This window comes from Brevundimonas sp. (genome assembly GCF_035935935.1).
Taxonomy (GTDB): domain Bacteria; phylum Pseudomonadota; class Alphaproteobacteria; order Caulobacterales; family Caulobacteraceae; genus Brevundimonas.
On record NZ_DASYWO010000012.1, the window covers coordinates 111083 to 131618 of the forward strand.

The following is a 20536-nucleotide window of genomic DNA, read 5'->3' on the forward strand; positions in this document are numbered from 1 at the left end:
GACTTCTTGTGTGGGAGTTTGAAGGTCGCGGGCTTATAGACGCCGCCTCCCCGCCTTCCAAGTCCGACCGATGCTCCAGATCAAGAACCTCACCCTCAACGCCTGGGGCCGCCAGTTTCTGGAGGACGCCTCCGTCAGCCTGCCTCCGGGCGCCAAGGTCGGGCTGGTCGGACGCAACGGCATCGGCAAGTCGACCCTGTTCAAGGTGATCCTGGGCGAGCTGGTCGCCGGGGGCGACGAGGTCAGCCTGCCCAAGACCGCGCGCATCGGCTCGGTCGATCAGGAGCATCCGGCGACGCCGGTCAGCGTGCTGGAGACCATTCTGGAAGCCGACGTCGAGCGGCATCAGCTGCTGAGCCGGCTGGAAACGGCCGAGCCGGAGGAGATGGGCGAGATCTGGTCGCGCCTGATCGAGATCGACGCCGACGCGGCCCCGGCCAAGGCGTCGGAAATCCTGGTCGGCCTGGGCTTCAGTCAGGAGGACCTGCACCGCCCGATGTCGCACTTCTCGGGCGGCTGGCGCATGCGCGTGGCGCTGGCGGCGGCCTTGTTCGCCGAGCCGGACATGCTGCTGCTCGACGAGCCGACCAACTACCTCGATCTCGAAGGCGCGCTGTGGCTCGAGGCCCGGCTGAAGAAGTACCCCGCGACGGCGCTGATCATCAGCCACGACCGCGAGATGCTCAACGAGGTCTGCACCCACATCCTGCACCTGTCGAACCGCAAGCTGGAGCTCTACACGGGCAACTACGACGACTTTGAACGGATGCGGGCCGAGAAGCTGCGGCTCATGGCGGCGTCGGCGGCGAAGCAGGAAGCTGAGCGGGCGCACCTGCAGAAGTTCGTCGACCGCTTCAAGGCGAAGGCGTCAAAGGCCGCGCAGGCCCAGTCGCGGGTCAAGAAGCTGGAGAAGATGCAGCGGATCGAGCTGCCGCCCGAGGAGCGCGTCGCGCCGTTCGTCCTGCCGTCGCCAGAGCGTCCCCTGCCCCCGCCGCTGATCCGCCTGGAAAAAGCCGACGTCGGCTACCAGCCGGGCAAGCCGATCCTGAAGAACCTGAACCTGCGGATGGATCTGGACGACCGGATCGGTCTGCTCGGCGTGAACGGGGCCGGCAAGTCGACCTTCGCAAAGCTGATCGCCAAGGCCCTGACCATTGAGACCGGCGAGTTCCACCGCGACGGCAAGATGCGCGTGGGCTGGTTTCACCAGCATCAGATCGAGGCGATGGATCCCACCGACACGCCGCTGGAGATCATCCGGCGGGCCATGCCGGACGCGTCGGAGAGCAGCCGCCGATCGCGGCTGGCCCAGTTCGGTCTGCCGTTCGAGAAACAGGAGACCAAGGTGGCGTCGCTGTCCGGCGGGGAGCGGGCGCGCCTGCTGTTGAACCTTGTGGCGATGGACGCGCCGCACGTGCTGATCCTCGACGAGCCCACCAACCATCTGGACATCGACAGCCGCCGCGCCCTGCTGGACGCCCTGAACGAGTATACCGGCGCGGTCATCCTTATCACCCATGACCGCTCCCTTATGGAGCTGGTGGCGGACCGTCTGTGGCTGGCGGCGGACGGCGCGGTGAAGCCCTTCGAAGGCGACATGGACGACTATGCGAAGTTCGTGCTCGACCGGGCGAAACAGGCCGGGATGAAACCGTCGCAGGTGAAGCAGACGCCTGAGGTCGTGTCCGCCGCCCCTGAGGCGCCGGCCGAGCGCGGCGCGAGCGACAGGGGCAGGAAGAAGGGTGGTCCCTCACCCTCCACGCTCCGTCATGCGGTGAAGAAGGCCGAGGAGCGGGTGGCGGCCCTGACCGCAGACCTCGCCCGCATCGACGACGACCTGGCCAACGCCGCAGTGTCGAACCCGAAGGCACTGGAGGGGCTTACGCGCGCACGGTCAAAGGCGCAGGCGGATCTGGACGGCGCCGAAGTCGCATGGCTGGAGGCGGAGGAAGCCCTGGCGGAGGTCGCATGAAGACGCCTATCGCCCTGACGCCTGAGGAGCGCCGGGCCGCCGCCGCGCGGCTTCGTGGCCTGTTGGCCGAGCAGCTGGACGTCGAGATCGGCGGGCTGGAGGCCGAAGCCCTGCTGGACGGGCTGGCGGCCGAAGTGGGCGCGGTCTTTTACAACCGTGCCTTGGCCGACGCGCGTGCCGTGGTGGCGGCCAAGGCGGAGGACATCGACGACGCCCTGCACGCCCTGGCCCGCGACAGCGGCCTGCGGTGAAGATCGATCAGCGGATGGTGCCGCTGATCCTCTCGCCCGACCTGAGGATGGTGATCTCCGTGCCGCGCTGCAGGTCGTTCAGCTGGGACGCGGCCGTGACGGCGCGTCCGTCGATCTCGACCACCACGTCGCCGGTCTGCAGGCCGACGCGCTGGCGGGCGTAGCTGCCGCGGGCGACCTGACCCACGATCACACCGCGGAACGTCGGGTCGACGCCCAGCCGGTCGGCTACCGCCGGGTTCAGCGTCAGGACCTGCGCGCCGCTCAGGGCGCCCGACTGGATCACCGTGGCGGACTCCAGACTGGCGCTCCCGGGCAGGCGCTCGACGCGGGCGGTCACCGTCTGCTCCCGACCGCCGCGCAGCAGCCCGACGCGCACGGCGTCGCCAGGCGCGTTGGCTCCGACGCGGAAGTTCAGTCCCCCTTGGTCGTCCACGGCGACGCCGTCGACGGAGACGATCACGTCGCCCTCGCGGATGCCGGCGTCGTCTCCGGGCCCCCCGTCCCATACCCGGGTCACGACGAGCCCGCGCGGCCGGTCCAGACCCAGTTCGCGCGCACGATCGCTGGAAACGGCCTCGCCCGAGACGCCCAGCCACGGGCGCACCACGGCGCTTTCGCCGCCAAGTGCCGCCGACACGACCTGCTGCACCATGGTCGCGGGCACGGCGAAGCCCACGCCGGACGACGAGCCGCTGCGCGAGAAGATGGCCGTATTGATGCCGATCAGATCCCCGTCCATGTCGACCAGGGCGCCGCCCGAGTTGCCCGGATTGATGGCGGCGTCGGTCTGGATGAACGAGCCGGAATCGCTGATCCCCGTCTCCGTCCGGTTCAGGGCCGAGATGATGCCGTTGGTGACCGTCTGGCCGACGCCGAACGGATTGCCGATGGCCAGCACCAGATCGCCCACCTGCTGGGTCTCGGAGGTGTCGATGCGCAATGTCGGCAGCTGGTCCTCCACCCCCGTCAGCTGCAGCACCGCGATGTCGGACCGCGCGTCGGCCAGCAGCACGCGCGCCGGAAACTCCCGCCGGTCGGCCAGGGAGACGCGGATGTCGCTCATGCCCTCAATGACGTGGTTGTTCGTGACCACGATGCCGTCGGGCCGGACGATGACGCCGGACCCCACCGATCCGGTCGGCTGGCTGAACTGGCCCCAGAAGGGATCGCGAACCGTCTGCACGCCCTGCGCTGCGATGTTGACCACGGCCGGCGCCGTCGTCTGGACGACCGGGGCGAAGCTGGCCTTCACCGCTCCGGCTTCACGGGGGACGGCCCGCTGGTCGGTCTGGCCGAAGGTGGCGTCCTGCGCCCTGCCCTGATCCGGAGAACCGCAGGCGGACAACAGCAGGGCGGCGGCCAGCGCGACGTGGCTGATCTTCATCGGGAGTCTCTCAAGCTGGACCATGCGGCGCATGACGCCGCGCCATTTCGGCGGCTTCGTGGCGTCGCCAGCGTCAAACGGGCGCGTCCTCGGGGCCGTTCCGACGGCATTGCGCAAGTTTAACGGACGCCGCCGGATTCCCGTGCCAGTCTTCGCCCATGAGCGCAGTCATCGAGACCCGTGGCCTGTCGAAACACTACGGCCCCGTGCACGCCCTGGACGGGCTGGACCTCTCCATCCCCCGCGGCGGCGTCTACGGTGTGCTGGGACCGAACGGGGCCGGGAAGTCGACGCTGTTCCGGATTCTTCTGGGCCTGATTCGCCCGACCGACGGGTCCGCCGCGGTCATGGGCGGACCGATCGGGCAGATTTCGACCATGCGGCGCATGGGCTCAATGATCGAGACGCCGCGGTTCCCGCCCTTCATGACCGCCAGACAGGTGTTGAGCTGGCTGGCCGCGGCCCACGGCCTGAGCGGAGATCCGGCGCGGGTCGACGGCTGGCTGGAGCGCGTCGGCCTGACCGACGCGGCCAATCGCAAGGTGCGCGGCTTTTCCGTCGGCATGATGCAGCGTCTGGGCGTGGCGGCCGCGCTGATGACCGAGCCCGAGCTGGTCATTCTGGACGAGCCCACCAGCGGGATGGACCCGCCCGGCATCCAGGAGATGCGTCAGCTGATCCGCAGCCTGGCCGTGGACGACGGGCTGACCGTGGTGCTGGCGAGTCATCAGCTGCTGGAGGTCCAGCGCGTCTGCGACCGCGTGGCGATCCTCAACAAGGGCCGGCTGGTGCTGGAGGGCGCGGTCAGCGAACTGACCGGGACGGGCGAGCGGCTGCGGCTGACGCTGCGGCCCCAGGCGGCGGCGCTGGACCTGCTGGGTCAGAGAGGCGCGGCTGAGGGGTCGGACGCGGTCATGGCCGCGGTGACCCGCGCCGAAGGCCCCGCCTTGCTTAAGGCGCTGATCGACCGCGGCGTCGAGATCGAGGAAGCCCGCTGGGTCGGCACCGATCTGGAAAGCATCTTCTTCACTGAAACCGGCTCGATTCAGGCTCAGGAGGCGATCCATGCTGGCTGACGCCTATCGCGCCGAAACGTACCGGCTGCTGCGCAACCGGACCGTGCTGTTCTGGTCGGTGCTGTTCGTGCCCCTGATCGGCGTGGTGTTCGGCGTCGTCGGCAACGCCTTCCTGAAGGCGAACGCCGACAAGCTCGCCGGCGAAAACACGCCCCCCGAGCTGATGATCGCCATGGCCGGAGGGCCGATGAATCTGGCGGCCGAGCTGGTGTCGGCCGCCGGCAACGTCGCCAACCCGGTGGCCCTGCTGTTCCTGCTGATCGGGGCGGCGACGCTGTACACCGGGGACTACCGCTGGGAGACATGGCGGCTGATCAGCGCGCGGAACGGGCGCGTGCCGCTGATCCTCGGCAAGGTCCTGACCTATGTGACGTTGGTGCTGATCGCCATGCTGGTCCTGATCGCCGGCGCCCTGATCGAGAAGTCCATCTCGGCCAGCTTCTTCTCGCGGCCACTCACGTTCGACGCCGGCGACGGCCGGATCGCCGACGCCTTCGCAATGTCCGGCGTCTCGGGCCTTCGCATCCTGCAGGTGACGATGCTTGGCCTGCTGGCGGGCGTCGTCGGCCGCTCGCTGCTGGCGGGCCTGTTCGTGCCGGTGGTCGTCACCGTGCTCCAGGCCCTGTCGCCCTTCGCCCTGATGGGCATGGGCGTGGCCAACGACGCCTGGCTGACCTTCCTGGTCAATCCGGGGCAGGGCTACGACGTCATCGCCGCCGCGATCCGGGGCGGACCCGAGGCTCCGACGGCCGAGCTGGTCGTGCGCGGCTGGACGAGCCTGCTGGGTTGGACCATCCTCCCCCTCATCGGAGCCTTGGCCTGGTTCCAGCGTCAGGATCTGTCGAAGGAGTGACCGGCCCCGGCCGGCACGGGGGGAGGTGCTCGGCGTGAGGCGGTCATCGATTGCGGCATGGTGTGTGGCCGGGACGCTGTCCGTCGGCCTGGCGGCCCCCGCGGCGGCGCAGGAGGGCGAGGCGCCGACCACGCGCGTCGACGACATCGTGGTCATCGGTAACGTGCCGCTGCGCGAGCAGATCGACGTCTTCGTGGGCGAGGTGACCGAGCCGCCGGAGGGCCGTGGGCCGGCCCGCTGGAGCCGGCGCGGCGGCGTGTGCGTGGGAGTCGCCAACCTGCGGCAGGACGTGGCCCAAGCGGTCGCCGACCGGGTCTCCGACCGCGCGCGCCTGCTGGGCCTGACGGTGGGGGAGCCCGGCTGTCGCGCCAACGTCCTGATCATCGCCACGGACGACGGACAGGCGCTTGCGCGGGCGCTGGTCGAGCGCAGTCCCAACGCCTTCCGCCCGGACTACGCCGGATCGTCCAAGACGCGGCGGGAGCTGGAGCTGTTCGTCGAGACGGACAGGCCGATCCGCTGGTGGCACGTGTCCATGCCGGTGATCTCGGGGCAGGGCATCCCGGCGGTCAAGCTGCCGGGCGACGATCCGCCCCGCATTCCGGGGATGGGCCGGGTCCGGACCGCCGTGCGCAACGTCCTGCTGCGGGCCTACGTCATCATCGACCTCGACCAGACGGAGCATCTGACTCTGAACCAGTTGGCCGACTACGCCGCGATGGTCGCCTTCGCCCAGATCGACCCCGACGCTGAAGTGGATCAGTTCTCCACCATTCTGAACGTGTTGGAGGACCCGGCGGCCGTGTCGGAGCTGACCGACTGGGATCTGGCCTATCTCGGCGCCGTCTACACCGGCGAGCGCAACCAGCGCGACCCGCGCTCGCAGGTCTCCAGCGTGGCGGCCTCCATGTACGCGGACCGCGACGCGGCGGTGGAACAGCAAGCCCCGTCCCCGGCCGCCGAATGACGGGCGCACAACCACGTCGCATCCTCTCTGCGGCCCTCGTGGCGTCGTCGCTTGCCGTTTCCACCTTCGCGCTCGCCCAGGAACGTCCGGCCCAGCCGGACCCGGAGCCGACCCGGGTGGACGACATCGTGGTCCAGGGCATGCCCCTGCGCGACCAGGTCACGACTTTCGTCGACGCCGTCACCGCCCCGCCGGCGGGACGGGCTCCCGCCCGCTGGGCGGATCGCGCGGGCGTATGCGTCGGCGTGGCCAACCTGGGAAGGGACTCCGCCCAGTTCATGGTCGATCGGGTGTCGGAGGTGGCGCTCTTGCTCGACATGCCTGTCGGCGAGCCCGGGTGCAGCCCCAACGTGGTGGTGATGCTGACCGACGACGCGCCCGGCCTGGCGGCGGCCCTCGTCGAGCGCAGCCCCAACGCCTTCCGGCCGCACTACGCCGGAGCGGCCGGGACGGTGCGTAAGCTGGATATTTTCGTCGCGTCCGACCGCCCGGCTCGCTGGTGGCATGTGGCCATGCCGGTCACGGGGGAATCCGGCAATCCCGCCATCCGGATGCCCGGCGACGACCGCATTCCCCGGGTCAAGGTGCCGTTGAGCCGGCTGACCACCACCATCCGCAACGAGCTGCGCCGCGCCTTCATCATCGTCGACATTGATCAGGTCGAGCATCTGACCCTGACGCAGCTCAGCGACTACGTGGCGATGGTCGCGTTCGCCCAGATCGACCCGGACCATGAAGTCGGGGATTTCCCGTCCATCCTCAACGTGATCGCTGTCCCGACGGCCGCATCAGAGATGACGGACTGGGACCGGGCGTATCTGCAGGCCTTGTACGGGGTCGAGCTGAACCGCCGAAGGCCTTCATCCCAGCGGGGTCAGATCGCCGCTGACATGTTCCGCGATCGCCGCGCAGCGGCCGGGGACGAGGGCGCGCAGTCCGTGGGAGACTGATCGCAAACGAAAGGGGCGGCCAGGTCGCCCCGGCCGCCCCTTCGACATCTCAGCGTCGCCCGTGACGGGCGGCGGTCACTCCTCGCCGTCGTCGAACGACTGGACCGGACCGGAGTCCTGACCCTTGGCGTCCACGTCGCGGTCGACGAACTCGATCACGGCCATGGCGGCATTGTCGCCGTGGCGGAAGCCGGCCTTCATGATGCGGATGTAGCCGCCGTTGCGGTCGGCGTATCGCGGGCTGATCGTGTCGAACAGCTTGCCGACCTGGGTCACGTCGCGAACCTGGCTGATGGCCTGACGACGGGCGTGCAGGTCGCCCTTCTTGCCGAGCGTGACCAGCTTCTCGACGAAGGGACGCAGCTCCTTCGCCTTCGGCAGGGTCGTCGTGATCTGCTCGTGCTTGATCAGCGAGGCGGCCATGTTGGCGAACATGGCCTGGCGGTGGCTGGTCGTGCGACCGAGCTTGCGATGGGCGGCGCCGTGGCGCATCGGGGTCTCTCCTACTCCGTGCCCGGTTTCCCTGAAGGGACCCTGGCCCGTATTCTTCTAACCGCCCCGACATTCTCCCTGCGGAAGACGGGCGGAGGTTGAACTCAGATCTGGTCGTCGAACTTCTTGGCCAGGTCTTCGATGTTTTCCGGCGGCCAGTTCGGCACGTCCATGCCGAGGCTGAGGCCCATGGTCGCCAGCACTTCCTTGATCTCGTTCAGCGACTTGCGGCCGAAGTTCGGGGTGCGAAGCATCTCGCCCTCGGTCTTCTGGATCAGGTCGCCGATGTAGACGATGTTGTCGTTCTTCAGGCAGTTGGCCGAACGGACCGACAGCTCCAGCTCGTCCACCTTCTTCAGCAGAGCCGGGTTGAACGGCAGGTCGGGCTTGCCTTCCGACAGGGCCTCGGCCTTCTTCGGCTCGTCGAAGGTGATGAAGATCTGCAGCTGGTCCTGAAGGATGCGCGAGGCGTAGGCCACGGCGTCGACCGGCGAGACGGCGCCGTTCGTTTCGACTTCCATGATCAGCTTGTCGTAGTCCAGCGACTGACCCTGGCGGGTCGGCTCGACGCGATAGGCGACCTTCTTGACCGGCGAATACAGGGCGTCGACGGCGATCAGGCCGATCGGCGCGTCTTCCGGACGGTTCTTCTCCGAGGCGACGTAGCCCTTGCCGTTCTGGACGGTCAGTTCCATGCGCACCGTCGCGCCGTCGTCCAGCGTGCAGATGACGTGATCGGGGTTCAGCACCTCGATGTCGGCCGGCACGTCGATCTGGCCGGCGGTCACCGGGCCGGGGCCCGTGGCGCGCAGGGTCATGCGCTTGGGCCCTTCGGCGTGCATGCGCAGGGCCAGCTGCTTGATGTTCAGGACGATGTCGACCACGTCCTCGCGCACGCCTTCCAGCGACGAGAACTCGTGCACCACGCCGTCGATCTGGATGGCGGTCACGGCCGCGCCTTGCAGCGAGGACAGCAGCACGCGCCGCAGGGCGTTGCCGAGCGTCACGCCGAAGCCACGCTCGAGGGGTTCGGCCACCAGGCGCGCCTTGCGCTGGGCGTCGGAACCGGTCTCGATCTGCGGCTTCTCGGGACGGATCAGCTCTTGCCAGTTACGTTCGATCATATGTGTCCCTCGAAACGGGTTTCGCCGGTCCCCCTCGCCTCGTCAGGAAGGCGGGACCGGCGGAGAATGGGGTTGCCGAAGTCGTCGCTTAGACGCGACGGCGCTTCGGCGGACGGCAGCCGTTGTGCGGCATCGGCGTGACGTCGCGGATGGTGGTGATGGTCATGCCCACGGCCTGCAGGGCGCGCAGGGCCGATTCGCGGCCCGAACCGGGGCCAGAAACGTTGACTTCCAGCGTCTTGACGCCGTGCTCGGCGGCCTTCTTGCCGGCGTCTTCGGCGGCCATCTGCGCGGCGTACGGGGTCGACTTGCGCGAACCCTTGAAGCCCATGTGGCCGGCCGACGACCAGGAGATGGCGTTCCCCTGCGCGTCGGTGATGGTCACCATCGTGTTGTTGAAGCTGGCGTTCACGTGGGCGACGCCCGACGTGATGTTCTTGCGCTCGCGGCGTTTGACGCGACCCGGTTCCTTGGCCATCGGCTGGGCTCTCTCTTACTTCTTCTTGCCGGCGATCGGCTTGGCGGGACCCTTGCGGGTGCGGGCGTTGGTGTGGGTACGCTGACCGCGGACCGGCAGGCCCTTGCGATGACGCAGGCCGCGGTAGCAGGCCAGGTCCATCAGACGCTTGATGTTCATCGACGTCTCGCGGCGCAGGTCGCCCTCGACGGTGTAATCGCGGTCGATGGTCTCGCGGATCTGCAGCACCTCGGCGTCGGTCAGCTGATTGACGCGACGGGCGTCCTCGATGCCCACCTTGCCGATGATGTCCTGGGCGGCGGCGGGGCCGATGCCGTGGATGTACTGCAGCGCGATCAGGACGCGCTTGTTGGTCGGGATGTTGACGCCAGCGATACGGGCCACGAAGATCTCCAGATACGCGCAAACCGGACGCAACAAACGCTCCGGTCAACAGACCTGGAGCGTTGGCGCCCTTCGCGGAAGGGCGCTCTTATAGACGTGATTCAGCGGGCGTCAACAGTCCGGCAAGACTCCTGCGGGCTCCCGGTTCCCTCGCGGGGACGATTTCACCGCCCGGGTCGCCCGAACTCCACGACGATGATGATGTCGCTGACCTCCTCCTGCCCGCCCCGGACCTGCGGCGAGAAGCGGTAGAAGCGCTCCGCGGCCGCCACGCCGGCGGCGCCGAAGCCCTGCCCCGCAGGCGTTTCCGCAGTGACGCGACACCTGTCGAGACGGGTGTCGAGCTGCACCTCGCAGGTCACCGTGGCCCGACCGGCGCGCCCGCGGGCGTTCGCGGGGTGGAGCCCCTGCAGTTCCCTCATCGACGCTTGCCGAAGCGGGCGCGCACGGACGGTGCCCGAGCCGGGTCCGGCCCCCGCGCCGGTTCCACCGCCTTGTCCGGTTCCCTCGCCGCCCTGTCCCTGCCCCGGCGTGGTCCCGGGCTGCGGCGTGACCCCGACCACCAGCGGAGGGCGCTCCGGGGCCGGCTGCGGCGGCGCCACGACCTCGGGCCGTGGGGGCGGCGTTCGGGCCGGTCTGACGATCGACGGAGCCGCAGGAGCCCCTCCCCCGACCTCGACGGCCACCTGTGGTGGCGGAGGAGGCGGCGGCGGAGGTGGAGGCGGCGTCACACGAAAGAAGGTGACCTCGAACGGCGGGGTGGGAATGGGGGGCAAGGGGGTCGGCGTGGTGCGGGCGATCACGGCGAAGAGACCGAGGTGCGCCGCCACGACCGCGGCGTAGATCGCCGGCTTGCGCCAACGCGCGGTGAGGTCGGATTTGCGATCCCGGTCCATGCCCGTTCCTGTCATGCCCAAGCTTAACGCACGAGCGACCGGATGGGTCAGGTCAGGTTCAGGCGTCCAGCGCTGCGTCCATCTGGGCGGCGACGTCGTCGATCGAGCCCATGCCGTCGATCTCGGTCAGCAGGCCCTTGCCTTCATAGTACGGCAGAAGCGGAGCCGTCTGGCGATTATACACGGCCAGCCGATCCTTGAAGGTCTCAGGGTTGTCGTCCGGGCGGCCCTGATCCTCAAACCGCTTGGTGATGCGGGCCGTCAGGGCGGCGTCGTCCACCTTGAGACGCACCACGCGGTCGATCCTGGCTCCGCGCTTGTCCAGCATGGCGTCCAGGGCCTCGGCCTGCGCCACGGTGCGGGGAAAGCCGTCGAAGATGGCGCCGCCGGCGGCCTCGGCTTCGGGCAGGCGATCCTCGATCAGGGCGATGACGATTTCGTCGGTGACCAGATCGCCGCGCGCCAGCACGTCCTTGACCTTCAGCCCCAGCTCGGAGCCCGAGGCGATCGCGGCGCGCAGCATGTCGCCGGTCGACAGCTGGACCATGCCACGCGTCTCGACCAGCCGCTTGGCCTGGGTGCCCTTGCCGGCCGCGGGCGGCCCGAACAGGATCAGGTTCATCTGCAGCGCCCTCCCCGAGCGACCGGACCTAGCGCCGGACGGGCGCGGGCGAGCCGCGGCCACCGCGACCGCGCAGCTTGGCCTTCTTGATGAGGCCTTCGTACTGGTGCGCCAGCAGGTGCGACTGGATCTGGGACACCGTATCCATGGTCACCGAGACCACGATCAGGATCGAGGTGCCGCCGAAGTAGATGGCGTTGCCCATGCCCATGACCATGAATTCCGGCAGCAGGCACACCAAGGTGATGTAGCCGGCGCCGATGACCGTCAGGCGGGTCAGCACGTAGTCCAGGTACTCGGCCGTGCGCTTGCCCGGACGGATGCCCGGGAGGAAGCCGCCGTATTTGCGCAGGTTCTCGGCCGTGTCGTCCGGATTGAACGTGATCGAGGTGTAGAAGAAGCAGAAGAAGATGATCAGCGCGGCATACAGCGCGATGAACAACGGCTGGCCGTGCGTCAGCTGACCCGTGACGACGGGCAGCCACGACGACAGCCACGGCGGCAGATCCGCGTTGGCCGTGAATTGCGCGGCCGTGGCCGGCAGCAGCAGCAGGGATGAGGCGAAAATCGGCGGGATGACGCCGGCGGTGTTCACCTTCAGCGGCAGGAAGCTGCGCTCGCCGCCCGCCATGCGGTTGCCTTCCTGACGCTTCGGATACTGGATCAGCAGACGGCGCTGGGCGCGCTCCATGAAGACGATGAAGACCACGGTGGCGATCGCCAGACCGGTCAGAAGGAACAGGAAGAAGACCGACATCTGGCCCTGCTGGGCCAGACCCAGCAGGCGCGCGATGGTGGACGGCAGGACCGCCACGATGCCCGCGAAGATGATCAGCGAGATGCCGTTGCCGACGCCGCGCGCCGTGACCTGTTCGCCCAGCCACATCAAGAACATCGTCCCGCCGGTCAGGACGGTCACGGTGGAGATGATGAAGAAGAGGCCCGGTTGGTCGACCAGGCCCGCCTGGGCGTTCAGGCCCACGGCGATGCCGAACGACTGCATCAGGGCCAGCACCACGGTCAGATAGCGGGTGTACTGGTTCAGCTGCTTGCGGCCGCTTTCGCCGCCTTCCTTGCGCAGCTTCTCCCACGGCGGATACACCGCGGCCATCAGCTGCACGATGATCGACGCCGAGATGTAGGGCATCACGTTCAGGGCGAAGACGGCCATCCGCTCGACGGCGCCGCCCGAGAACATGTTGAACAGATCCAGGATGCCGCGCTGACCGTCAGGGTCGGCGAAGAACTGGAGGAAGGCTCCGGAGTTGATCCCCGGGATCGGCACGAAGGTGCCGATGCGGTAGACCAGCAGCGCCATCAGCGTGAAAAGCAGCCGCTTGTGCAGCTCGGTCGCCTTGGCGAACGAGCCCATGTTCATGTTGGCTGCGAGTTGTTCGGCGGCCGAAGCCATGTGTCGTCACCCCGACTGATCAGAACGCGGCGCATCGGACCTGATGTCGGCGCTCGCGTCCAGATAGGCGAAGGGCGGTCCGTCAGCCAGACCGCCCCGCTTTTTTTGCTTACTTGCCGCCCTTGGCGGCGGCGCGCTTGGCGCGGGCCGAGACCTTGTTGGCGTCGCCCTTGGGCGCCTTGGGGGCCGGAGCCTTGCCCTTGGCGGCGTTGCGCTTCTCGACGCGGGCGGCGGCCTTGGCCTCCGCCTCGACGCGCTGCTGGGTGACCGAGCCGCCCGCGGCCTCAATCGCCTTCACGGCGCCGGCCGAGGCCGACCAGACGACCAGATTCAGCTTGGCCTTCAGTTCGCCCGTGCCGAGGATTCGCACGCCGTCCTTGGCGCGACGAATGACGCCGGCGGCGACCAGGGCGTCGCCGTTGATCTCGTTCTTGGCGTCCAGCTTCTTGGCGTCGACGGCGTCCTGCAGGCGCCACAGGTTCACTTCGGCCAGCTTCAGGGCGTTCGGATTGTTGAAGCCGCGCTTGGGCATGCGCATGTACAGCGGCATCTGGCCGCCTTCGAAGCCCAGCAGCGACACGCCGGTGCGGGACTTCTGGCCCTTGACGCCGCGGCCCGAGGTCTTGCCCTTGCCCGAGCCGGGCCCCCGGCCGACGCGCATGCGCTTCTTGTGGGCGCCTTCGTTGTCGCGAATTTCGTTCAGTTTCATGTGCCTGATCCTTTCGGGTTCTAGCGCCCGGACGGGATCCGGACTCGGCTTTGAAAAATCGAAGGGCCGCCTATAGGCGGCCCTCCCCGTCTCCGCAAGTTGCGGAAGCGCTTACTTCTCGACCACTTCGACCATGTGGGCGACCTTGGCGATCATGCCGCGCACCGAAGGGGTGTCCTCCAGGGTGGCCTCGCGGCCGACGCGGTTCAGGCCCAGGCCGACCAGGGTGGCCCGCTGGTCCGACTTGCGGCGGATGGGACTCCCGGTCTGGCGGACGGTGACGGTCTTGGCGTCTTGCTTGGCCATGCTCAGGACTCCACGGCTTCCGGCGCCGAGGCGCCGTCGTTGCGGCGGCCCATCAGGTCGGAGACCTTCTTGCCGCGCTTGGAGGCGACCATGCGCGGCGACGACTGGACCTTCAGCGCCTCGAAGGTGGCGCGGATCATGTTGTAGGGGTTCGACGAACCGGTCGACTTGCCCACCACGTCCTGCACGCCCAGCGTTTCCAGCACGGCGCGCATCGGACCGCCGGCGATGACGCCGGTTCCCGGAGGGGCCGCACGCATCATGATCTTGCCGGCGCCCCAACGGCCCGAGCCGTCGTGGTGCAGGGTACGGTTCTCGCGCAGCGGAACCTTGATCATGGTCTTCTTGGCTTCTTCGGTCGCCTTGCGGATGGCTTCCGGCACTTCGCGCGCCTTGCCGTGACCGAAGCCGACGCGACCCTTGCCGTCGCCGACGACCATCAGGGCCGCGAACGAGAACCGCCGCCCGCCCTTCACGGTGGCGGCGACGCGGTTGATGTGCACCAGCTTCTCGACGATGTCCGAGTCGGCTTCATCGACGGCCGGGCCGTTGCGGTTGTCGCGGCGGTTGCGGTCGCCGCCGCCGCGGTTGGGTTCACGAGCCATGCTTCTCGTCCCTTAGAAGTTCAGGCCGGCTTCACGCGCGGCATCCGCCAGCGCCTTCACCCGTCCATGATAAATGTAACCGCCCCGGTCGAAGACGACGTCCTTGACGCCCTTCTCGATGGCGCGTTCGGCGATCAGTTTGCCGATCTTGGCGGCGGCCGCGACGTCCGAGCCCTTGGAGCCCTTGCCGCCTTCCAGCGACGAGGCGGCTGCGATCGTGACGCCTTGGGCGTCGTCGATGACCTGGGCCGAGATATTCTTGTCCGACCGGTGGACCGACAGACGCAGACGGCCGTTGGCCACGGCCTTCAGGCGGCGACGGGTGCGCTCGGCGCGGCGCTTGGCTTGCTGTTGAAGAGAGAGAGCCATGACTTACTTCTTCTTGCCTTCCTTGCGACGCACGGTCTCGCCGGCGTAGCGGACGCCCTTGCCCTTGTAGGGCTCCGGCGGACGCAGCTTGCGGATGACCGCGGCGACCTGACCCACGGCCTGCTTGTCGGCGCCCGAGATCTTGATCTCGGTCTGCTTCGGCACCGCGAAGGTGATGCCGGCCGGAGCGGGCACGTCGACCTCGTGGCTGAAGCCCAGCTGCAGCGACAGGGCGTTGCCCTTCATGGCCGCGCGGTAACCCACGCCGACCAGCTCCAGGGTCTTTTCGAAGCCGTCGGTGACGCCGACGACCATGTTGTCCACCAGGGTGCGCGATAGGCCCCACATGGCGCGGGCGCGCGGCGTGTCCGAGCGCGGCGACAGCGACAGGCCGTCGTCGCCCTGGGTGACCTCGATCTCGTCGGCGACGCTCCAGGCGCGCTCGCCCTTCGGTCCCTTGACGGTGACGGTCTGGCCGTCGAGCGTGACGGTCACGCCCTTCGGCACGGCGATGGTTTTCTTGCCGATACGGGACATCTTAGTAGACCCTGCAGAGGACTTCGCCGCCGACGTTGGCGTCGCGGGCGGCGGCGTCGGACATGACGCCCTTCGAAGTCGAAAGGATCGAGATACCGAGGCCGTTCTTGATCGGCTTCAGATCCGAAATGGCGGAATAGACGCGGCGGCCCGGCTTCGACACGCGGGCGATCTCGGCGATCACCGGCTGGCCGTCGAAGTACTTCAGCTCGATCTCGAACTGGGGGAACTCGCCCGGGTTCTGAACCAGGGAGTAGCCGCGGATGTAGCCCTCGTCCTGCAGCACGTCGAGGACGCGCTGGCGCAGACGCGAAGCGGGGGTCAGCACCTTGGAACGCTTGCGGGTCGCGGCGTTCTTGATGCGGGCGATCATGTCGCTCAGGGGATCGTTGATCATCATGACTTGGTCTCTCCCCTTACCAGCTCGACTTCGTCAGGCCGGGGATCTGGCCCTTGTTGCCCAGCTCGCGCAGCGCGATCCGGCTCATCTTCAGCTTGCGGTAGTAGGCGCGCGGACGGCCCGTCACCTCGCAGCGATTGCGGATCCGGGTCGGAGCCGAATTGCGCGGCAGGGCGGCCAGCTTCAGGCGCGCGTCGAAGCGCTCCTCCAGCGGCAGGGATTCGTCGTTCGCGATCGCCTTCAGGGCGGCGCGCTTCGCGGCATACTTCGCAACCAGTTCCTTGACGGAGTTGTTGCGGTTTACGGCGCTCTTCTTAGCCATTGTGCTCTTTCCTTCCCGATCAGTTCACGAACGGGAACTTGAACTCGGTGAGGAGAGCCTTGGCTTCCTCATCGGTCTTGGCCGTGGTGCAGACGATGATGTCCATGCCCCACATCTGGTCGATCTGGTCGTAGTTGATCTCCGGGAACACGATGTGCTCCTTCAGACCGGTGGCGTAGTTGCCGCGACCGTCGAACGAGGTGCCCTTCAGGCCGCGGAAGTCCTTCACGCGCGGCAGGGCGATCGTGATGAAGCGGTCCAGGAACTCGTACATCTGATCGCCGCGCAGCGTGACCTTGCCGCCCACGACCATGCCCTCGCGCAGCTTGAAGCCGGCGATGGAGTTGCGGGCCTTGGTCGGCACGGCCTTCTGGCCGGCGATCATGGTCAGGTCCTTGAGGGCGGCGGTCGCCTTCTTGGAGTCGGCCACGGCTTCGCCGATGCCCATGTTCAGGACGATCTTGTCCAGCTTGGGGATCTGCATCTCGTTGGAGTAGCCGAACTTTTCCTTCATGGCGGCGCGGATGCGGGCCACGTATTCGGACTTCAGCCGGGGGGTGTACTTGGCGTCGGCCATCAGATGACGTCTCCCGTCGTCTTGGCGAAGCGAACCTTCTTGTCGCCGTCCATGCGGAAGCCCACGCGCGTCGCCTTGCCCGAAGCGTCGGCGATCGCGACGTTCGACAGGTGAAGCGAGGCTTCCTTGTTCTTGATGCCGCCCTGCGGGTCGGCCTGGGTGGGGCGGGTGTGGCGCTGGACCATGTTGACGCCCTGAACCACGACGCGGTTCTCGGACGGCAGCACCTTCAGGACCTGGCCGGTGCGGCCCTTGTCCTTGCCGGTCAGCACGACGACGTTGTCGCCCTTCTTGATCTTGGCGGCCATGGTTACAGGACCTCCGGGGCCAGCGAGATGATCTTCATGTGGTTCTTGGCGCGCAGCTCGCGCGGAACCGGGCCGAAGATGCGGGTGCCGACCGGCTCGTTCTGCTTGTTGACGATCACGGCGGCGGACTTGTCGAAGCGGATCACCGAACCGTCCTTGCGGTTGATGTCCTTGGCGGTGCGCACGACGATGGCGCGCACGACGTCGCCCTTCTTCACACGGCCGCGCGGGATGGCTTCCTTCACGGAGGCGACGATGGTGTCGCCGATCGAGGCGTAGCGGCGCTTCGAGCCGCCCAGCACCTTGATGCACATGACCCGGCGAGCGCCCGAATTGTCGGCCACGTCCAGGTTAGTTTGCATCTGGATCATTGGATCAGATCCTTCCGGTTACGAGGCCGAAGCCGGGGACAGGACTTCCCACGTCTTCAGCTTGGACTTCGGGGCGCACTCGACGATGCGGGCCACGTCGCCGACCTTCAGCGCGTTGGACTCGTCGTGGGCGTGATACTTCTTGGAACGGCGGACGGTCTTTTTCAGGACCGGGTGCAGCAGGGTGCGCTCGACCTTGACGACGACGGTCTTGTCGCCCTTGTCGGAGACGACCACGCCTTCGAGAATTCGCTTCGGCATCTTCGTTTCCTTACGCGTTCACGCGCTTCTCACGCAGCAGCGTGGAGATGCGGGCGATGTCCTTGCGCACTTCCGAGACCCGGTGGGTCTTTTCCATCTGGCCGGTGGCGGCCTGGAAGCGCAGGTTGAACTGCTCCTTCTTGAGCTTCAGCAGCTCGTCGGACAGCTGGTCGACGGTTTGCGACCGGAGATCGGCGATCTTGGCCATCAGGCGGCGGCCTCCACATGAGCGACGCCGGCGTCGAGGCGGGTGACCACCTTGGTGCGGACCGGCAGCTTGGCGGCGCCCAGGCGCAGCGCCTCACGGGCGATGTCGTCCGGCACGCCGTCGATTTCGAACAGGATGCGGCCCGGGTGGCAGCGCGCGGCCCAGTGGTCCACGGCGCCCTTGCCCTTGCCCATCCGGACTTCCGCCGGCTTGCCGGTCACCGGCAGGTCGGGGAACACGCGGATCCAGACGCGGCCCTGACGCTTCATCTGGCGGGTGATCGCGCGGCGGGCCGCCTCGATCTGACGCGCGGTGATGCGTTCCGGCTCCAGCGTCTTCAGCCCGTACGAGCCGAAGTTCAGCGAGAAGCCGCCCTTGGCCGAGCCGTGGATGCGGCCTTTGAAGGCCTTGCGGAACTTGGTCTTCTTCGGTTGCAGCATGACTTAGCCCTCACGCCCGCGATCGCGACGCGGACCGCGGTCGCCACGGGGGCCGCGCTCGCGGCCTTCGTTCGACGAGGGACCCGAGGCTTCCTGGGCCCAACGCTTGTCCTGGGCCATCGGGTCGTGCTCCAGCACCTCGCCTTTGAACACCCAGACCTTCACGCCGATGATGCCGTAGGTCGTCTTGGCCTCGTAGAAGCCGTAGTCGATGTCGGCGCGCAGGGTGTGCAGCGGCACGCGGCCTTCGCGGTACCACTCCATACGGGCGATTTCCGCGCCGCCCAGACGGCCGGACACGTTCATCCGGATGCCCTTGGCGCCCAGGCGCATGGCCGACTGCATGGCGCGCTTCATGGCGCGGCGGAAGGCCACGCGGCGCTCCAGCTGCTGGGCGATGTTCTCGGCGACCAGCTGGGCGTCGACTTCCGGCTTGCGGACCTCGACGATGTTCAGGTGAACCTCGCCTTCGGTCTGGGCCGCGATGTCCTTGCGCAGCTTCTCGATGTCGGCGCCCTTCTTGCCGATCACGACGCCCGGACGGGCGGCGTAGATCGTGACGCGGCACTTCTTGTGCGGGCGCTCGATGATGATGCGCGACACGCCGGCGGCCGACAGGCGCTCCTTCAGCCACTCGCGCAGCTTCAGGTCTTGGTGCAGCAGCTTGGCGTATTCCTGGCCGCCGGCGAACCAGCGGCTGTCCCAGGTGCGGTTGACGCCGAGGCGCAGACCGATCGGATTGACTTTCTGACCCATCAGGCGGCCTCACCGGCTTCGCGGACCACGATGGTGATCTCCGCGAAAGGTTTCAGGATGCGCGACGAGCGACCACGAGCGCGGCTCGCGAAACGCTTCATCACCAGGTTCTTGCCCACGAAGGCCTCGGCGACGACGAGGTTGTCGATGTCGAGGTTGTGGTTGTTCTCCGCGTTCGACACGGCGCTGTAGAGCACCTTGCGCACGTCGGTCGCGATGCGCTTGCGGCTGAATTCCAGCTCGTTCAGCGCCTTCTGGACCGGCAGGCCGCGGATCGACTGGGCGACCAGATTCAGCTTCTGCGGGCTGATCCGGACGTTCACCAGCTTGGCGCGGGCTTCAGTCGGGGCGACCCGACGTTCGTTCTTGGTCTGGGCCATCGGTTACTTCCTCTTGGCCTTCTTGTCCGCCGCGTGACCCGGGAAGTTCCGGGTCGGGGCGAACTCGCCGAACTTCATGCCGACCATCTCTTCGGAGACCGACACCGGCACGTGCTTCTGGCCGTTGTGGACGCCGAACGTCAGGCCGACGAACTGCGGCAGGATGGTGGAGCGGCGCGACCAGGTCTTGATCACGTCCTTGCGGCCAGCCGAGGAAACGGCGTCGGCCTTCTTGAGCAGATACCCGTCGACGAACGGGCCTTTCCAGGAGGAGCGGGCCATGTCTTAGCGAGCCTTCTTAGCGTGGCGGCTGCGGATGATGAACTTGTCCGTCGCCTTGTTCTTGCGGGTGCGGGTGCCCTTGGTGTCCTTGCCCCAGGGCGTGACCGGCGTGCGGCCGCCCGAGGTCCGGCCTTCACCACCGCCGTGCGGGTGGTCGATCGGGTTCATGGCCACGCCGCGGACGTGCGGACGGAAGCCCATGTGACGGACGCGGCCGGCCTTGCCCAGGTTCTGGTTCATGTGGTCGGGGTTCGACACCGCGCCCACCGTGGCCATGCAGCCGTCCAGAACCATGCGCAGCTCGCCCGAACCCAGACGGATCTGAGCGTAACCGGCGTCGCGGCCGACCAGCTGGGCGTAGGCGCCGGCCGAACGGGCCAGCTGGGCGCCCTTGCCCGGCTTCATCTCGATGTTGTGGATGATCGTGCCGACCGGCATCGAGCGCAGCGGCATGGCGTTGCCCGGCTTGACGTCGACCTTCTCGCCCGCGACCACCGTGTCGCCCGCCTTCAGGCGTTGCGGCGCGATGATGTAGGTCTTCTCGCCGTCGGCGTAGGTCACCAGGGCGATGAAGGCGGTGCGGTTCGGGTCGTACTCCAGACGCTCGACCGTGCCGACCGCGTCGAACTTGCGACGCTTGAAGTCGATCTTGCGATACAGCGTCTTGGCGCCGCCGCCGCGGAAGCGGACGGCGATGCGGCCGCCCTGGCCGCGGCCGCCCGACTTGGTCAGGCCCTCGACCAGCGACTTCTCGGGACGGCCCTTGTGGAGTTCCGAGCGGTCGACCAGCACCAGGGCGCGGCGGCCCGGCGACGTCGGGTTGTAAGTCTTCAGCGCCATCG

At 67.9% G+C, this 20536-nt stretch carries 30 protein-coding genes and 1 pseudogene; 6 read left to right on the top strand and 25 right to left on the bottom strand.

Features of this window, described 5'->3' with window-relative positions:
* Positions 1 to 70: 70 nt before the first annotated feature.
* Together VGR32_RS12755 and VGR32_RS12760 are read left to right on the top strand one after the other, a co-directional pair.
* Positions 71 to 1972 (top strand): ABC-F family ATP-binding cassette domain-containing protein, encoded by a 1902-nt coding sequence (locus tag VGR32_RS12755; protein ID WP_327451231.1) that lies wholly within the window; start codon positions 71 to 73, stop codon positions 1970 to 1972.
* Positions 1969 to 2223, top strand: coding sequence for a DUF2164 domain-containing protein (locus VGR32_RS12760; RefSeq protein WP_327451233.1), 255 nt, complete (start codon positions 1969 to 1971; stop codon positions 2221 to 2223). Before VGR32_RS12755 ends, VGR32_RS12760 begins: the two co-directional genes overlap by 4 nt.
* Before the next feature lie 7 nt (positions 2224 to 2230).
* Here VGR32_RS12760 and VGR32_RS12765 read toward each other — a convergent pair whose 3' ends face one another.
* Positions 2231 to 3643, bottom strand: coding sequence for a trypsin-like peptidase domain-containing protein (locus VGR32_RS12765; RefSeq protein WP_327451235.1), 1413 nt, complete (start codon positions 3641 to 3643; stop codon positions 2231 to 2233).
* Positions 3644 to 3768: 125 nt separating this feature from the next.
* On the opposite strand from VGR32_RS12765, the gene VGR32_RS12770 reads away from it, so the two are divergent.
* The 4 genes from VGR32_RS12770 (at position 3769) to VGR32_RS12785 (ending at position 7456) form a co-directional block, all read left to right on the top strand.
* A complete protein-coding gene (locus tag VGR32_RS12770; RefSeq protein ID WP_327451237.1) occupies positions 3769 to 4686 on the top strand; it encodes an ABC transporter ATP-binding protein in 918 nt (305 codons plus the stop codon).
* Positions 4676 to 5539, top strand: a complete 864-nt coding sequence (locus VGR32_RS12775; RefSeq protein ID WP_327451239.1) for a hypothetical protein — start codon at positions 4676 to 4678, stop codon at positions 5537 to 5539. The genes VGR32_RS12770 and VGR32_RS12775 overlap by 11 nt, the downstream gene beginning before the upstream one ends.
* 64 nt (positions 5540 to 5603) lie before the next feature.
* Positions 5604 to 6506: a hypothetical protein gene (locus VGR32_RS12780; protein WP_327451241.1), complete on the top strand. Its 903-nt coding sequence runs from the start codon at positions 5604 to 5606 to the stop codon at positions 6504 to 6506.
* A 38-nt stretch (positions 6507 to 6544) separates the two neighbouring features.
* The gene (locus VGR32_RS12785; RefSeq protein ID WP_327451242.1) at positions 6545 to 7456 is read left to right on the top strand and encodes a hypothetical protein; all 912 of its coding nucleotides are present in this window, start codon (positions 6545 to 6547) and stop codon (positions 7454 to 7456) included.
* Positions 7457 to 7531: 75 nt separating this feature from the next.
* On the opposite strand, the gene rplQ is transcribed toward VGR32_RS12785, so the two are convergent.
* The 24 genes and pseudogenes from rplQ to rplB form a co-directional block, all read right to left on the bottom strand.
* On the bottom strand, positions 7532 to 7948 hold the full coding sequence (rplQ, locus tag VGR32_RS12790; protein WP_327451244.1) for a 50S ribosomal protein L17: 417 nt from the start codon (positions 7946 to 7948) through the stop codon (positions 7532 to 7534).
* 104 nt (positions 7949 to 8052) lie between these two features.
* Positions 8053 to 9072: a DNA-directed RNA polymerase subunit alpha gene (locus VGR32_RS12795; RefSeq protein WP_125256877.1), complete on the bottom strand. Its 1020-nt coding sequence runs from the start codon at positions 9070 to 9072 to the stop codon at positions 8053 to 8055.
* An 88-nt stretch (positions 9073 to 9160) separates the two neighbouring features.
* Positions 9161 to 9550: a 30S ribosomal protein S11 gene (gene rpsK, locus VGR32_RS12800; RefSeq protein ID WP_003164390.1), complete on the bottom strand. Its 390-nt coding sequence runs from the start codon at positions 9548 to 9550 to the stop codon at positions 9161 to 9163.
* Positions 9551 to 9565: 15 nt separating this feature from the next.
* Positions 9566 to 9934: a 30S ribosomal protein S13 gene (gene rpsM / locus VGR32_RS12805; protein WP_327451248.1), complete on the bottom strand. Its 369-nt coding sequence runs from the start codon at positions 9932 to 9934 to the stop codon at positions 9566 to 9568.
* Positions 9935 to 10098: 164 nt separating this feature from the next.
* A complete protein-coding gene (locus tag VGR32_RS12810; RefSeq protein WP_327451250.1) occupies positions 10099 to 10830 on the bottom strand; it encodes an energy transducer TonB in 732 nt (243 codons plus the stop codon).
* A gap of 58 nt (positions 10831 to 10888) precedes the next feature.
* Positions 10889 to 11452 carry an adenylate kinase gene (locus tag VGR32_RS12815; protein WP_327451252.1) on the bottom strand — a complete coding sequence of 188 codons (564 nt, stop codon included), beginning with the start codon at positions 11450 to 11452 and terminating at the stop codon, positions 10889 to 10891.
* 28 nt (positions 11453 to 11480) lie between these two features.
* Positions 11481 to 12863, bottom strand: a complete 1383-nt coding sequence (gene secY / locus VGR32_RS12820; protein ID WP_327451254.1) for a preprotein translocase subunit SecY — start codon at positions 12861 to 12863, stop codon at positions 11481 to 11483.
* Positions 12864 to 13131: 268 nt separating this feature from the next.
* Positions 13132 to 13572 (bottom strand): annotated as a pseudogene (gene rplO, locus VGR32_RS12825) (50S ribosomal protein L15); the annotation flags it as partial.
* 111 nt (positions 13573 to 13683) lie between these two features.
* Positions 13684 to 13878: a 50S ribosomal protein L30 gene (gene rpmD / locus VGR32_RS12830; protein ID WP_327451257.1), complete on the bottom strand. Its 195-nt coding sequence runs from the start codon at positions 13876 to 13878 to the stop codon at positions 13684 to 13686.
* 2 nt (positions 13879 to 13880) lie between these two features.
* A complete protein-coding gene (rpsE, locus tag VGR32_RS12835) occupies positions 13881 to 14483 on the bottom strand; it encodes a 30S ribosomal protein S5 (RefSeq protein ID WP_327451259.1) in 603 nt (200 codons plus the stop codon).
* A 12-nt stretch (positions 14484 to 14495) separates the two neighbouring features.
* Positions 14496 to 14852, bottom strand: a complete 357-nt coding sequence (rplR, locus tag VGR32_RS12840; protein ID WP_327451261.1) for a 50S ribosomal protein L18 — start codon at positions 14850 to 14852, stop codon at positions 14496 to 14498.
* Positions 14853 to 14855: 3 nt separating this feature from the next.
* On the bottom strand, positions 14856 to 15389 hold the full coding sequence (gene rplF / locus VGR32_RS12845) for a 50S ribosomal protein L6 (protein WP_327451263.1): 534 nt from the start codon (positions 15387 to 15389) through the stop codon (positions 14856 to 14858).
* Between the two features lies 1 nt (position 15390).
* Positions 15391 to 15789, bottom strand: coding sequence for a 30S ribosomal protein S8 (gene rpsH, locus VGR32_RS12850; RefSeq protein ID WP_125256867.1), 399 nt, complete (start codon positions 15787 to 15789; stop codon positions 15391 to 15393).
* A 16-nt stretch (positions 15790 to 15805) separates the two neighbouring features.
* Complete coding sequence (rpsN, locus tag VGR32_RS12855; protein ID WP_327451266.1) at positions 15806 to 16111, bottom strand: 30S ribosomal protein S14; 306 nt, start codon at positions 16109 to 16111, stop codon at positions 15806 to 15808.
* A 19-nt stretch (positions 16112 to 16130) separates the two neighbouring features.
* Positions 16131 to 16688 (bottom strand): 50S ribosomal protein L5, encoded by a 558-nt coding sequence (gene rplE, locus VGR32_RS12860; protein WP_327451268.1) that lies wholly within the window; start codon positions 16686 to 16688, stop codon positions 16131 to 16133.
* Entirely contained in the window at positions 16688 to 16996 is a 309-nt protein-coding gene (gene rplX, locus VGR32_RS12865; protein ID WP_125256864.1) for a 50S ribosomal protein L24, read from the bottom strand. The genes rplE and rplX overlap by 1 nt, the downstream gene beginning before the upstream one ends.
* 2 nt (positions 16997 to 16998) lie before the next feature.
* Complete coding sequence (gene rplN, locus VGR32_RS12870; protein WP_125256863.1) at positions 16999 to 17367, bottom strand: 50S ribosomal protein L14; 369 nt, start codon at positions 17365 to 17367, stop codon at positions 16999 to 17001.
* A gap of 18 nt (positions 17368 to 17385) precedes the next feature.
* On the bottom strand, positions 17386 to 17628 hold the full coding sequence (rpsQ, locus tag VGR32_RS12875; RefSeq protein WP_125256862.1) for a 30S ribosomal protein S17: 243 nt from the start codon (positions 17626 to 17628) through the stop codon (positions 17386 to 17388).
* Positions 17629 to 17638: 10 nt separating this feature from the next.
* The gene (gene rpmC, locus VGR32_RS12880; RefSeq protein ID WP_327451277.1) at positions 17639 to 17836 is read right to left on the bottom strand and encodes a 50S ribosomal protein L29; all 198 of its coding nucleotides are present in this window, start codon (positions 17834 to 17836) and stop codon (positions 17639 to 17641) included.
* Positions 17836 to 18276 carry a 50S ribosomal protein L16 gene (gene rplP, locus VGR32_RS12885; protein WP_327451279.1) on the bottom strand — a complete coding sequence of 147 codons (441 nt, stop codon included), beginning with the start codon at positions 18274 to 18276 and terminating at the stop codon, positions 17836 to 17838. The genes rpmC and rplP overlap by 1 nt, the downstream gene beginning before the upstream one ends.
* A gap of 3 nt (positions 18277 to 18279) precedes the next feature.
* On the bottom strand, positions 18280 to 19032 hold the full coding sequence (gene rpsC / locus VGR32_RS12890) for a 30S ribosomal protein S3 (RefSeq protein WP_125256859.1): 753 nt from the start codon (positions 19030 to 19032) through the stop codon (positions 18280 to 18282).
* On the bottom strand, positions 19032 to 19412 hold the full coding sequence (rplV, locus tag VGR32_RS12895) for a 50S ribosomal protein L22 (RefSeq protein ID WP_056615236.1): 381 nt from the start codon (positions 19410 to 19412) through the stop codon (positions 19032 to 19034). Before rplV ends, rpsC begins: the two co-directional genes overlap by 1 nt.
* Before the next feature lie 3 nt (positions 19413 to 19415).
* On the bottom strand, positions 19416 to 19694 hold the full coding sequence (rpsS, locus tag VGR32_RS12900) for a 30S ribosomal protein S19 (protein ID WP_327451282.1): 279 nt from the start codon (positions 19692 to 19694) through the stop codon (positions 19416 to 19418).
* 3 nt (positions 19695 to 19697) lie between these two features.
* Positions 19698 to 20534, bottom strand: coding sequence for a 50S ribosomal protein L2 (gene rplB, locus VGR32_RS12905; protein ID WP_125256856.1), 837 nt, complete (start codon positions 20532 to 20534; stop codon positions 19698 to 19700).
* Between the last annotated feature and the right edge of the window lie 2 nt (positions 20535 to 20536).